Consider the following 12,597-nt stretch of genomic DNA (forward strand, 5'->3'; position numbering starts at 1 on the left):
GGCGTACGGGATCAGCCGCGCGCGCGGCGGGCCGCGGCCACCGCGGCGGCGAGCCCACCGGGGCTGTCGGGGACGCTCACGGGGGCGTCCCGTACCTCGCCCCGTACGAGCGAGATCCGGTGTCCGTCGGAGGTGGCGACGACGTCCACCCACTCACCGCGGGGGTGGCCGCACCGGCGTTCGCACCCGGACCAGTACACCGGCAACGGGCCCACGGCCCCCACCGCGTCCGCCGCCTGGGCCCGCACATCGGCCAGCGACTTCGCGCAGCCGGGCCGGCCGATACAGGCACCCACCCCGGCCCAGGGAGAGCCGGGTCCGACGACGAGGCCGGTAGCCCCCAGATCGTCCAGCAGCCCCGCGGCCCGCCGCCGCTCCACCCCCGGTACGACGACCCCGCGCCACGGTGTCAGCCGCAACTCACCGCGGCCCCGGTGCCGGGCCGTGTCCGTCAACGACCGCCACTGCGCCGGGCCGACGCGCCCCAAGGGGATGCCGACGGACAGCGCGGCCCCGTCGTGCGGGCCGGTCACGACGCCGGGGGCGGGGCCGTCCGAGCTCCGCGGGCAGGCACGGTCCTCGGTGGAAGTGGTGCCGGTACCCGTCGCCCGCAACCGTCGTACGACCTCGTCGAGGAGGGATCCGGCACCGCCGGGCAGGTCCGACACGCGCCAGGCACCGGTGCCCGACGCCTGATCCAGGAAGGTCCCGGCCGCCAGGAGGGCGGCCTGCGGCGCCTGCGCGCCGGGTATCCGTACCGCAGTCCTGGCCGTGCCGATCCGCAGCAGCGCCGTTCCGTCGTCCTGCGCCAGCAACGTCACGTCGCCGCCCAGCGCGTCCACATCGCCACGGCCGTCGTCGAGCACGAACAGGAACCTGCCCGAGAGGCCCGCCGTCCGGTCGCCCGCGCACAACAGCGCGTCCAGCGCGGACAGCCAGGGGCCGACGTCCCGTGCGCCGCGGCCGTCGAGCCCCGAGAGCGGCGACGCCACGATGTTGCGTATCCGCTCGTGGCGCGCGGAGGGCAGCAGCCCCGCCTCGCCCAGCCTGTCGGCCAGTTCGCCTCCGCAGTCAGGGCCCAGCCCGCGCAACTGGACATTGCCGCGCGAAGTGAGATGCAACTCACCATCGCCCAGGCTCCCCGCCAACGCCCCCAGGGCGTCCGCCTGCACCGCGGTCAGCAGCCCGCCGGGAACACGGACGCGGGCCAGAGCGCCGTCGTCCGCCCGGTGCAGCCGCAGCGTGCCGGGGCAGGCGTCACCGCGGTCCCGGGGAGACGCGTCTCCCGGCGGTGAAGGCGAAGTGGCAGGTCGGGGCATGGCGGCGAGCATACCGACCATCTGACCAGATCCGTATGTCCTCCATCGGTTGACCGGCCCTTACTATGCCTAGTGACGGGCCATCCGGCACGTCGTCGCCACAGACGGCGACAGGGGAGGAAGTCCGGTGCAAGTCCGGCACGGTCCCGCCACTGTGAGTCCGGCCACGGCCGGGCAAGTCAGGAACTCCCTTCCCCACACGCTCGGATCCGTTCGAGCGGGGAGCTTCATTCCGACACCGCCCGGGGCGTGGACACCCCGAGGAAGGCCCGACGCCGCATGATCCTGCTCCTGTCGACGTCCGACACCGACCTGCTCAGCGCCCGCGCCTCGGAGGGCCCGGTCCCCTACCGCTACGCCAACCCCTCCCGGCTGCCGCTCCAGGACCTGCCACAGCTCCTGGACGGCGTCGACCTGGTCGTCGTGCGCCTCCTCGGCGGGGTGCGCGCCTGGCAGGACGGCCTCGACCAGGTGCTCGCCACCGGACGCCCCGTCGTCGTCCTCACTGGCGAACAGGCCCCCGACGCCCAGCTGATGGCCGCCTCGACGGTCCCCATCGGCATCGCCGCCGAGGCCCATGCCTATCTGGCCCACGGCGGGCCCGCCAACCTGGACCAGCTCGCCCGCTTCCTCTCCGACACCGTCCTGCTCACTGGCCACGGCTTCGCCCCGCCCGCCCCGGCACCCTCCTGGGGCCCGCTGGAGCGCACCCCCCGGCACACCGACGGCCCGACCGTCGCCGTGCTCTACTACCGCGCCCACCACATGAGCGGCAACACCGCGTTCATCGAGGCCCTGTGCCGTGCCGTCGAGGACGCGGGCGCCCGCGCGCTGCCGCTGTACGTCGCCTCGCTGCGCACCCCCGAGCCCGAACTCATCGAAGCGCTGCGCGCCGCCGACGCGATCGTGACGACCGTCCTCGCCGCGGGTGGCACCCGGCCCGCCGAGGCGTCGGCGGGCGGTGACGACGAGTCCTGGGACGCGGGCGTCCTCAGCGGCCTCGACGTACCCATCCTCCAGGCCCTCTGCCTCACCGGTTCGCGCACCGACTGGGAAGGCAACGACGAGGGGGTCTCCCCGCTCGACGCCGCCAGCCAGATCGCGGTCCCCGAGTTCGACGGCCGCCTGATCACCGTGCCGTTCTCGTTCAAGGAGATCGACGAGGACGGTCTGCCCGCGTACGTCGCCGACACCGAGCGCGCCGCCCGCGTCGCCGGGATCGCCGTGCGCCATGCCCGGCTGCGCCACATCCCGGCCGCCGAGAAGCGGATCGCGCTCGTTCTCTCCGCGTACCCGACCAAGCACTCCCGGATCGGCAACGCGGTCGGCCTCGACACCCCGGCCAGCGCCGTCGCCCTGCTGCGCCGACTCCGCGCCGAGGGATACGACTTCGGTACGGAGGAGGTACCCGGCCTCGCGTCGGGCGACGGCGACGAGCTGATCCGCGCGCTGATCGAGGCGGGCGGCCACGACCAGGAGTGGCTCACCGAGGAGCAGTTGGCCCGCAACCCGGTCCGCATTCCGGCGGCCGACTACCGGCGCTGGTACGCGACCCTCCCGGCCGAGCTCCGCGAAGCGGTCGAGCAGCACTGGGGCCCCGCCCCGGGCGAGATGTTCGTGGACCGGTCGAGCAACCCGGAGGGCGACATCGTCCTCGCGGCCCTGCGCCGCGGCAATCTGCTCATCCTCATCCAGCCGCCGCGCGGCTTCGGCGAGAACCCGATCGCGATCTACCACGACCCCGATCTGCCGCCCTCGCACCACTACCTGGCCGCCTACCGCTGGATCGCCGCCCCGGCCGACGACAACGGCTTCGGCGCCGACGCGATGATCCACCTCGGCAAGCACGGCAACCTGGAATGGCTGCCCGGCAAGAACGCCGGTCTCTCCGCCGCCTGCGGCCCCGACGCCGCCCTCGGCGACCTCCCGCTCATCTACCCGTTCCTGGTCAACGACCCGGGCGAGGGGACGCAGGCCAAGCGGCGCGTCCACGCCACCCTCGTGGACCACCTCGTACCGCCGATGGCGCGCGCCGACAGCTACGGGGACATCGCCCGGCTCGAACAACTCCTGGACGAGCACGCCCAGATCGCGGCGATGGACCCGGCGAAGCTGCCGGCGATCCGCGCACAGATCTGGACCCTGATCCAGGCGGCCAAGCTCGATCACGACCTGGGGCTCGAAGACCGTCCCGAGGACGAGGGCTTCGACGAGTTCATCATGCATCTCGACGGCTGGCTCTGCGAGATCAAGGACGCGCAGATCCGCGACGGCCTGCATGTCCTGGGCGGCGCCCCGGCCGGCGCCGACCGGGTCAACCTCGTCCTCGCGATCCTGCGCGCCCGTCAGATCTGGGGCGGCACGGCCTCCCTGCCGGGCCTGCGCGAGGCGTTGGGGCTCGACGAGTCCGCCGCGACCCGGGTCACCGCCGACGAGGCCGAGGAGCGGGCCCGCGCCCTGGTCCAGGCGATGGAGGACGCGGGCTGGTCCCCGGAAGCCGTCGCCGGGGTGGCGGCCGGGCACCCGCGGGCCGTCAGCGACATCCTCGACTTCGCGGCTCGCGAGGTGGTGCCGCGGCTGGCCGCCACGACCGACGAACTCGACCACGCCCTCCACGCGCTGGACGGCGGATTCGTCCCCGCCGGACCCTCGGGCTCCCCGCTCCGCGGTCTGGTCAACGTCCTGCCGACCGGCCGCAACTTCTACTCCGTCGACCCCAAGGCCGTACCCTCGCGCCTCGCCTGGGAGACCGGCCAGGCCCTGGCCGACTCGCTCCTGGAGCGCTACCGCACCGACAACGGCGACTGGCCCACCTCGGTCGGTCTGTCCCTGTGGGGTACGAGCGCGATGCGCACCGCCGGCGACGACGTCGCCGAGGCCTTCGCCCTGCTCGGCGTCCGCCCGGTCTGGGACGACGCCTCGCGTCGTGTCACCGGCCTGGAGGCGATCCCGCCGGCCGAACTCGGCCGCCCGCGCATCGATGTCACCCTCCGCATCAGCGGTTTCTTCCGCGACGCCTTCCCGCACACCATCGGCCTCCTCGACGACGCGGTCCGTCTGGCCGCCTCCCTGGACGAGCCGGCCGAGCAGAACCACGTACGCGCCCACACCCAGGCCGACCTGGCCGCCCACGGCGACGAACGCCGCGCCACCACCCGTATCTTCGGCTCCCGCCCCGGTACGTACGGTGCCGGTCTGCTCCAGCTGATCGACTCCCGCGACTGGCGCACCGACGCGGACCTCGCCGAGGTCTACACGGTGTGGGGCGGCTACGCCTACGGACGCGAACTCGACGGCCGCCCGGCCCGTGAGGAGATGGAGACGGCGTACAAGCGGATCGCGGTCGCGGCCAAGAACACCGACACCCGCGAACACGACATCGCCGACTCCGACGACTACTTCCAGTACCACGGCGGCATGGTGGCCACCGTCCGCGCCCTGCGCGGCACCGCCCCGGAGGCGTACATCGGCGACTCCACCCGCCCCGAGACGGTCCGCACCCGCACCCTGGTGGAGGAGACCTCGCGGGTCTTCCGCGCCCGGGTGGTGAACCCCAAGTGGATCGAGGCGATGCGGCGGCACGGCTACAAGGGCGCCTTCGAACTGGCCGCCACCGTCGACTACCTCTTCGGCTACGACGCGACGACGGGTGTGGTCGCCGACTGGATGTACGACAAGCTCACCGAGACGTACGTCCTGGACCCGACCAACCGGGAGTTCCTCCAGCAGGCCAACCCCTGGGCCCTGCACGGCATCGCGGAACGCCTCCTGGAGGCGGAATCCCGCGGCATGTGGGCCAAGCCCGACCCGGCCGTCCTCGAAGCCCTGCGCCAGGCATACCTGGAGACGGAGGGCAACCTGGAGGGCGAGGACTGACCCCCGGGCTCGGCACCGGACCACCGGACAGCGACATGTGACCGAGCCCCGGCCGCGACACCGGCCGGGCTCGGCTGTTGTTAGTGACGGTGACAGGGCTGATGTGGACGACCTGCGCCGGTGCCACGGTCGGCGACCTGTGGGAAGGACTTGGCCGGACGTGGGGCATCGACGTGCACACGGGGGAGCCGTTCGGTCCGGTGAACCAGTTCGTGCCTGCCGCACCGGCGTACTCGCTGATCGTGTGATCGTGCTCGGATACCGGATGTGGTGGCAACGCGGACGCGGATCCGCGTCCGGGTACCCGCTGCCGCCGTACGCGGTGAGTCCCGCGAGCCCAGCGTCGTTGCCCCAGGTAGACGCACTGGTCCGCGTAGGGGCGTCACCCGTTCCACCGCCGGGCATAGTGTCGCCCGTGGCGTGGAAGCGATCTACGCATGACCGAAAGTGGCAGTCCTTATATCTCGACGGCTCGGATCACCGTGCTGGGGGTACAGTCCGGTGACCCGCCCTTCCGCCTTGTGGAGATCGACGGGGAGATCGTCAGCGCGGCAACATCGATGATGGATGTGCTCGCCGCCGCCTCGGCCGCAGGAATCAGGGTCCATGACCTGGACGATCCCGGCGTGGTGCGGTGGGTGGGCGGCGGCAAGTTCACCTGGAGGCCGCACTGAGAGTTACCGCAGCGATCGTGCGGCACGGCGGCACGCGCAGATGAGGTGCGGGTGGGGCGCCGGGCTGCGCGTGTCAGCCGGTGCGTGCAGGGTGCGGCTGCGCGCACCGGGTGCCTCGCCCCGGATCACCGGTCAGCCGCGGTACGGCTCGCAGTGGTCCGACCAGGCACCGTTGGGACAGCTGTGGCGCAGGCGTTCCCACCGTTGGCCGTCGGTGCCGGTGATGACGATGTAGAGGGTGTCGTGGGGGAGCGGTTCCACGGTGACTCCGCTCGTCGCCACTCCGCCCATGGACGTCCACGAGGTCCAGTTGCCGGCGGTGTCGTTCCGGCGCGTCCACACTGCCCGATGGGTACCGATCGCGAATTCCCGCCACGGCAGTGGCTGCAACAACGGCGGCCCTGGTCCTCCGCAGGTTGATGACGGACTCCTTCGGCGATGCGACGACGGCCGACTCGCCGGGGCACGCGAACACCGACCACACAAACACACCGACGGGCCCCGAACTCTCCTGCCCCGCGCTGACGTTCCACGCACGTTTCGCTGACGTTTCGCTGACGTCGTGCGGGCGGCCCCGCCGTGCCGGGGCCGCACCTGCGGCGACGCCTTCCGCGGCCTCAGGCCAGCGACGCCGCGCGAGCGGGGTCGATGGCGTGCTGGAGAGGTTGGTCATGTATAAAGCGTCGGAGTTCGTCGAGCACAAGCTCTCCGAGACGATGACGTTCGGCCCCGAGGGCACCGCCGAGGTGGGGTGTCAGGACCACGTTGGGAAGGGTGAAGAGTGGCGAGTCATGGGCGGGAGGCTCCGGGTGCGTGACGTCGAGTACAGCGGTGAGGTCGGGTCTGGCGCGCAGGACCGCAGCCGCGGCGGTCTCGTCGACGAGTGCGCCACGCGCGGTGTTGATCAGCGTCGCACCCGGTCCCAGGGAGTTCAGCAGCCGGGCCCCGATCGTGCCGCGGGTCTCGGGCAGGAGGGGGGCGTGGAGACTCACGACATGGCTGGTGGCGAACAGTTCCTCGATGCCGACGAGCCGGACGCCCGCCCGCCGGGCGGTGTCCGGGGAGGCGATGGGGTCCGTGGCGAGGATCTCGATGTCGAAGCGGCCGAGGTGGGACGCCACGAGACGGCCGATGTGCCCGAGCCCGAGCAGGCCCACGCGTGACCGGTAGGCGCCGGGCACCTGGGGGTTGTGGGGGAAGCGGCGACTGCTCGCCACCTCCCGGGTGATGCGGTGTACCTGCTTCAGCCCGAGGAGGACCTGGGCGAGAGTGAACTCCGCAACCGGGACGGCATTGGCCGCGGCCGCGGAGACGATCGGAATGCCGCGTGCCCAGAACGCGGGTGTGGTCAGGTGCCGTACGGAGCCTGCGGCGACGAGGACCGCCTGCAACCGAGGAGCATGCGACAGGAAGGCGGCATCGAGGACGGGCGCGCCCCAGCCCGTGAGCAGGACATCGACCTCCCGCAGCACGTCGGGATCCTCGTCGAGCCGCTGTCGCGTGAGAGGTGGACCCTGCAGGTGCACGAGACCTTCGATTTCGGCCAGGACCTCACGGGGGTAGACGTCCGCCCTGCGTTCTTCCTCCATGACCAACAGGGCTGTCGGTCTGCGGGCCGGCTCGTTCATGGCGTTGCGCTCCTCAGCTCTTCGCTGACAGGCCGTCAGTGAATCGGCCCTGTCTGTGAACCCTGATCGGGTGCGTGGGGAAATGTCTGACCGGATGTTGAAGATTGGCGTGGCTTGTCCGTTGCTTTGGTCAGTGTGCTTGCAGCACGATACATCGGATGATTGAAATGACCTCGGATGAAGCTCAGTCGTCCGATGCTTGCCGTCCCGGCGGCTGTCGCGTCCGGACGGCATTGATGTGCGGTCGGCCGATCGTTGCCTCAGGCAGCCGAATTATCGGTCTGTCAGGTGCTTTCGCGAGGTGACCGAACCTCTTGCGGAGGTGTCGGCGAGCAGGGGCCGAGTGCGGGCGAGTCCCGCGAGGCTCCCGTGAGCCATCGCAAGATTTTTGCATTCATCGGACTATTGACCACGGATTCGGACCCCGTTAGCGTCCCAGCAAGCGCTTTCCAGGCTGGCTGTGATGCGGCGAAAACAGGAGTTGTCATGCAGAGATCGCGGTGGATCGGTGCGGGTGTTCTCGCTTCCGCACTGGTCCTCACCAGCTGTACATCAGGGCCTGCGGGAGTGGATGCCAAGCAGAACTCGAAGGCACCGCTCGAACTGTGGATCCGGACCACACCGGGCGGACCGGGAGAGCAGGGAGCGCTCAAGCTCGCTGCCGCCTTCGGGAAGACCACGGGCTTCAAGGTCAAGGTCACGGCGATCTTCGACGACTTCGAGACCAAGCTGCAGCAGCGGGCCGCGCAGAAGAACCTGCCCGACATCGTCATGAACGATGTGACGCAGCTCGGCGCCATGCACAGCCAGGGCCTGCTCCGGGAGATCGACCTGGACAAGATCAAGAACGGCAAGCAGGTCGTCGGCCAGGGGCTGGACTCCGGCAAGAGCGTGGACGGCAAGCAGTTCGGCCTGCCGTACTCGGCGCAGGCGTCCGCGCTGCTCATCCGCAAGGACTGGCGGGAGAAGCTGAAGCTCGAAGTCCCGCAGAGCTGGGACGACTTCGCCGCGATGGCCGAAGCCTTCACCACCAAGGACCCCGACGGCGACGGCAAGAAGAACACGTACGGACTCGCCGCTCCGCTGTCCACCAAGCGCGGATACGCCTCCTGGTACTTCTCCAACTTCCTCTGGGCGGCGGGCGGAGACTTCATCACCGAGGCCGGGGACGGCAAGTACAAGCCCGCGATGACCACGAAGGAATCGGTTCAGGCCGTGCAGTGGTTCCGCGACCTCGGCTGCAAGAACAAGGTCATCCAGCCGGGCGCCGTGACCATGGAGACCCCGCCCACGAACGAGACGTTCGAGGCCGGCCGGACCGGCATGTTCGTCGTCGGCCCGTATCTGCTGCCTCGCTTCGACGAGACCCTCGGCAAGGACAAGTACGAGGTCGTGCCGATGCCCAAGGGGTCGAAGGACGCCACCGTGCTCGCCGAGGGCGGGTCCGTCTACCTGATGGCGGGCTCCGAGAACATGGCCGGCCAGGACGCCTTCGCCGACTTCACGCTCTCCGCCGAGGGCCAGAAGACCGGGATGGAGGGCGACACCGGCTTCACCGTGCAGCTGCCCGTCAACAAGACGGTGGACATCTCCGAGGTCCGTCCCGACCCCCGCTGGAAGACCTACGCCGAGATCTACCAGAACTCCGGCCGGTACGCGCCGTCCATCCCGAACTGGACCCCGGTGCGGCAGACGACCGCGGATACCGTCAACGCGCTGATGGCCGACTGCGACCTGGACACCGGGACCAAGCTGAAGGAGCTCGACAAGCAGCTCGCCGACATCCTCAAGGAACAGGGAATCGCCGCGTCATGAGTCTTGACCAGGCGGATCCGGCCGCCCTCCCGGCGACCGGACCCGCCACCCGGAAAACGGGCCGCGCGGCCACCGGCCGCCGCGGGCACGACCGCCGGGCGGGCCGGTGGTGGACGCCGTGGCTGTTCCTGGCACCGGCGCTGCTCCTCTTCCTGTACTTCAAGTTCATCCCCATGGTCAGTGCGCTGACCATGTCCTTCCAGGATGTCCAGCCCTACCTCGGCAACAGGTGGGTCGGCACCGAGAACTACGCCACGGTGCTCCAGTCCGCAGGCTTCCGCGAGGCCGCGTGGCACACCGTCGTCCTCGCCGCCGGGCAGACAGCCGGCTCGATGGCCCTCGGCCTCGTTCTCGCGCTGCTGATGGAAGGCCAGGGTCGCCGACTGGGATTCGTGCGCTCCGCGGCGTTCCTGCCGGTGGTGGTGCCGATCGCGGTCGTCGCCGAACTGTGGCGGATCATGTACCACCCGACCGCGGACGGCATGCTCAACTCCATCCTCGGCCTGGTGGGGTTCGGCCCCTCGGGATTCATCAACGACCCCGATTCGTCGATGGCCTCCATCATGCTCACCGGCATCTGGCGGGGCGCCCCCTACGACATGATGATCTTCCTCGCCGGCCTCACCAGTGTGGACCGCGGTCTCTACGAGGCGGCGAAGGTCGACGGCGCCTCCAGGCTGCAGCGGGTCTGGCACGTGACAGTGCCCGGACTGCGGTCGGTGTTCTCGATCCTGTTCATCCTCGCCGCGATCCGCGGACTGCGCGTGTTCACCGAGGTGTTCCTGCTCACCAACGGTGGGCCCGACGGCTCCACCGAGGTCGTGATGACCCTGATCTACAAGCTCGGGCTGGAGCAGAACAGACTCGGCGTCGGCGCGGCGGGAGCCGTCCTGCTGTTCATCGCGACGCTGATCCTGACAGTCGTCGTCCACCTGCTGCGACGGAGAGAGAGCAAATGAACGCGCCGACCGAGACCGCGCTGGGCCTGACGGAGAGCAGGAGTCCGGGCGGGCGGATCCTGAAGGCCGTCACCTATCTGCTGGTCCTGATCGTCTTCGCCGGGCCCCTGCTGGCCCTGCTGGTCGGTGCCTTCAGCCAGGTCAAGGACCCGACACAGCTGAGCGTCATTCCCTCCGGCGCCACTCTGGACAACTTCAGGATCGCCTTCGACCAGGGCGTGCTCGCGTACCTGCTGAACTCGTTCTTCGTGGTCGGCTTCGGGCTGCTGCTCCAGGTGGCCGTCTCCGTCCTCGCCGGATACGCCCTGGCCAGGAAGGTCTTCCCGGGGATGACGCTGGTGCTCGTCGCCATCCTGGCGACGCTGATGCTGCCCGAGGAGATCCTGGCCCTCCCGCTGTCCGTGATCCTCTCCGACCTGCCGGTCGTCCACTTCAACCTCATCGGCACCCTGGCCGGAATGATCGTTCCGCTGGGCGCCTGGGGATTCTCCATCCTCGTGATGACCGAGTTCATGAAGGACGTGCCCCGGGAACTCGAAGAGGCCGCCCGCATCGACGGCGCCGGTGACCTGCGTATCTTCGCCCAGATCATCCTGCCGATGTGCAAGCCCGCACTCGGGGTCATCGGAGTCTTCGGCTTCACCATGATCTGGGACCAGTACCTGTTGCCCCTCCTAGTCTCCACCGACTCCTCCTCGTACACGCTCCCGCTGGCGCTGCGAACCCTGCGGATCGACCCCGCCGTCACTCCCGGAGTGGTGATGGCCGCCTCCCTGCTGGCCCTGCTCCCCTCCGTGATCGTGTTCCTGTTCTTCCAGCGTTCCTTCGTGCACGGCCTGTCCTCCGGTGCCCTGAAGGGCTGACCCGGCCGGCCGTCCGCACGCGAACCCCCGTACGACCAGCCCGCCGACAGCGCCCGGGACACGCCACCGGACGCCGACGACAAGGAACGATGCCCCATGACCCCGAGCGCTGCGACCCCGGCTCCCGCGCCGGCCCCCGACACGACCTGGTTCACCACCGACCGGTTCGGCATGTTCGTCCACTGGGGCCTGTACTCGCTCGCCGCACGGCACGAGTGGGTCAAGAACCGGGAGAAGCTGACCGACGAGCAGTACCAGGTCTACTTCGACCACTTCGACCCCGACCGCTACGACCCGGTCCGGTGGGCCAGGGCGGCCAGGGCGGCGGGCATGCGGTACGTCGTCCTGACCGCCAAGCACCACGACGGCTTCTGCCTGTGGGACAGCGCCCTCACCGAGTACAAGGTCACCAACACCCCGCACGGCCGCGACCTCGTCGGGCCGTTCGTCGAGGCGTGCCGTGCCGAAGGGCTCAAGGTCGGCCTCTACTACTCCCTGATCGACTGGCACCATCCGTCCTTTCCCGTGGACGGCACCCATCCGCAGCGCGACGACGAGGAGTTCAAGGCCGCGGCCGCCGACCGCGACATCCGCGACTACCAGCGCTATCTGCACGGCCAGGTCCGCGAACTGCTGACGTCCTTCGGACGCGTCGACTACCTGTTCTTCGACTTCTCGTACGCGGGCCGCACCTGGTGGGGCGGCAAGGGCCCGGACGACTGGGATTCCCCCAAGCTGCTGGAGATGGTCCGCGAACTCCAGCCGCATGTGCTCGTCAACGACAGGACCGGCCTTCCCGGCGACTTCATCACCCCCGAGCAGTACCAGCCCTCGGGACCCATGATCAAGGACGGCCGGCCCGTGCTGTGGGAGGCGTGCCAGACGCTCAACGGGAGTTGGGGCTACGACCGCGACAACCTGGACCACAAGAGTGCCGACCTGCTGATCCGCATGCTCGTCGACGGGGTGTCCAAGGGCGGCAACCTGCTGCTCAACGTCGGCCCGACCGGCCGCGGCGACCTCGAACCGCGCGCCGTCGCCGTCCTCGGGGAGATCGGCCGGTGGATGGACCTGCACGAGCGCTCGGTCCGCGGCTGCGGCCCGTCCCCGTACACCGCGCCTGCCGAATGCCGGTACACCCAGCGTGGTGACCGGCTCTACGTCCACCTGCTCGCCTGGCCGCTGCGCCATCTGCACCTGCCGGGACTCGCCGGCCGGGTGCGCTACGCCCAGTTGCTGAACGACGCCTCGGAGATCGGCCAGGTCCACATCGACCCGGACCGGCCCGCGCAGAACACCGAAATGGGCGGGCAGCCCGCCGGAACGCTCACGCTGGAGATCCCCGTCCAGCGCCCCGACACCCCCGTTCCCGTCATCGAGCTGTACCTGGACACTCCGGCCGACCCGGCCGCCGGCTGAGACGGTCGCCGGCCGAGAAAGGTCCGGCCCCCCGATCCACCACC

At 70.2% G+C, this 12,597-nt stretch carries 10 protein-coding genes and 1 riboswitch; of the genes, 7 read left to right on the plus strand and 3 right to left on the minus strand.

Going from position 1 to position 12,597, the window contains the following annotated elements; all coding sequences use genetic code 11:
- Nucleotides 1-11 precede the first annotated feature (11 nt).
- Nucleotides 12-1,331 (minus strand): precorrin-3B synthase, encoded by a 1,320-nt coding sequence (gene cobG / locus OG611_RS36770; protein ID WP_266431417.1) that lies wholly within the window; start codon nt 1,329-1,331, stop codon nt 12-14.
- A gap of 100 nt (nt 1,332-1,431) precedes the next feature.
- Nucleotides 1,432-1,512: riboswitch (adenosylcobalamin (AdoCbl) riboswitch) on the plus strand.
- A gap of 86 nt (nt 1,513-1,598) precedes the next feature.
- Between cobG and cobN the strand changes: the two genes are divergently transcribed.
- The 3 genes from cobN (at nt 1,599) to OG611_RS36785 (ending at nt 5,869) form a co-directional block, all read left to right on the plus strand.
- Nucleotides 1,599-5,195, plus strand: coding sequence for a cobaltochelatase subunit CobN (gene cobN, locus OG611_RS36775; protein ID WP_266431419.1), 3,597 nt, complete (start codon nt 1,599-1,601; stop codon nt 5,193-5,195).
- An 89-nt stretch (nt 5,196-5,284) separates the two neighbouring features.
- Nucleotides 5,285-5,443: a hypothetical protein gene (locus tag OG611_RS40795; protein ID WP_323180321.1), complete on the plus strand. Its 159-nt coding sequence runs from the start codon at nt 5,285-5,287 to the stop codon at nt 5,441-5,443.
- 189 nt (nt 5,444-5,632) lie between these two features.
- Entirely contained in the window at nt 5,633-5,869 is a 237-nt protein-coding gene (locus tag OG611_RS36785) for a hypothetical protein (protein WP_266430383.1), read from the plus strand.
- Nucleotides 5,870-6,001: 132 nt separating this feature from the next.
- On the opposite strand, the gene OG611_RS36790 is transcribed toward OG611_RS36785, so the two are convergent.
- Together OG611_RS36790 and OG611_RS36795 are read right to left on the minus strand one after the other, a co-directional pair.
- Nucleotides 6,002-6,211 (minus strand): hypothetical protein, encoded by a 210-nt coding sequence (locus OG611_RS36790; RefSeq protein ID WP_266430386.1) that lies wholly within the window; start codon nt 6,209-6,211, stop codon nt 6,002-6,004.
- 275 nt (nt 6,212-6,486) lie between these two features.
- Nucleotides 6,487-7,497, minus strand: coding sequence for a hydroxyacid dehydrogenase (locus tag OG611_RS36795; protein ID WP_266430389.1), 1,011 nt, complete (start codon nt 7,495-7,497; stop codon nt 6,487-6,489).
- Between the two features lie 486 nt (nt 7,498-7,983).
- Between OG611_RS36795 and OG611_RS36800 the strand changes: the two genes are divergently transcribed.
- The 4 genes from OG611_RS36800 (at nt 7,984) to OG611_RS36815 (ending at nt 12,553) form a co-directional block, all read left to right on the plus strand.
- Nucleotides 7,984-9,312 carry a sugar ABC transporter substrate-binding protein gene (locus tag OG611_RS36800; protein WP_266430392.1) on the plus strand — a complete coding sequence of 443 codons (1,329 nt, stop codon included), beginning with the start codon at nt 7,984-7,986 and terminating at the stop codon, nt 9,310-9,312.
- Entirely contained in the window at nt 9,309-10,271 is a 963-nt protein-coding gene (locus OG611_RS36805) for a carbohydrate ABC transporter permease (protein WP_266430395.1), read from the plus strand. Before OG611_RS36800 ends, OG611_RS36805 begins: the two co-directional genes overlap by 4 nt.
- Entirely contained in the window at nt 10,268-11,134 is an 867-nt protein-coding gene (locus OG611_RS36810) for a carbohydrate ABC transporter permease (protein WP_266430397.1), read from the plus strand. The genes OG611_RS36805 and OG611_RS36810 overlap by 4 nt, the downstream gene beginning before the upstream one ends.
- A 96-nt stretch (nt 11,135-11,230) precedes the next feature.
- The gene (locus OG611_RS36815) at nt 11,231-12,553 is read left to right on the plus strand and encodes an alpha-L-fucosidase (protein ID WP_266430400.1); all 1,323 of its coding nucleotides are present in this window, start codon (nt 11,231-11,233) and stop codon (nt 12,551-12,553) included.
- The last annotated feature ends 44 nt before the right edge of the window (nt 12,554-12,597 follow it).

Source organism: Streptomyces sp. NBC_01363, from assembly GCF_026340595.1.
GTDB lineage: Bacteria > Actinomycetota > Actinomycetes > Streptomycetales > Streptomycetaceae > Streptomyces.

What these genes read in the sequence shown, in the direction of transcription:
- cobG (WP_266431417.1), bottom strand. Translation starts at nt 1,331, where the DNA reads ATGCTCGCCGCCATGCCCCGACCTGCCACTTCGCCTTCACCGCCGGGA.
- cobN (WP_266431419.1), top strand. Translation starts at nt 1,599, where the DNA reads ATGATCCTGCTCCTGTCGACGTCCGACACCGACCTGCTCAGCGCCCGC.
- OG611_RS36785 (WP_266430383.1), top strand. Translation starts at nt 5,633, where the DNA reads ATGACCGAAAGTGGCAGTCCTTATATCTCGACGGCTCGGATCACCGTG.
- OG611_RS36795 (WP_266430389.1), bottom strand. Translation starts at nt 7,497, where the DNA reads ATGAACGAGCCGGCCCGCAGACCGACAGCCCTGTTGGTCATGGAGGAA.
- OG611_RS36800 (WP_266430392.1), top strand. Translation starts at nt 7,984, where the DNA reads ATGCAGAGATCGCGGTGGATCGGTGCGGGTGTTCTCGCTTCCGCACTG.
- OG611_RS36805 (WP_266430395.1), top strand. Translation starts at nt 9,309, where the DNA reads ATGAGTCTTGACCAGGCGGATCCGGCCGCCCTCCCGGCGACCGGACCC.
- OG611_RS36810 (WP_266430397.1), top strand. Translation starts at nt 10,268, where the DNA reads ATGAACGCGCCGACCGAGACCGCGCTGGGCCTGACGGAGAGCAGGAGT.
- OG611_RS36815 (WP_266430400.1), top strand. Translation starts at nt 11,231, where the DNA reads ATGACCCCGAGCGCTGCGACCCCGGCTCCCGCGCCGGCCCCCGACACG.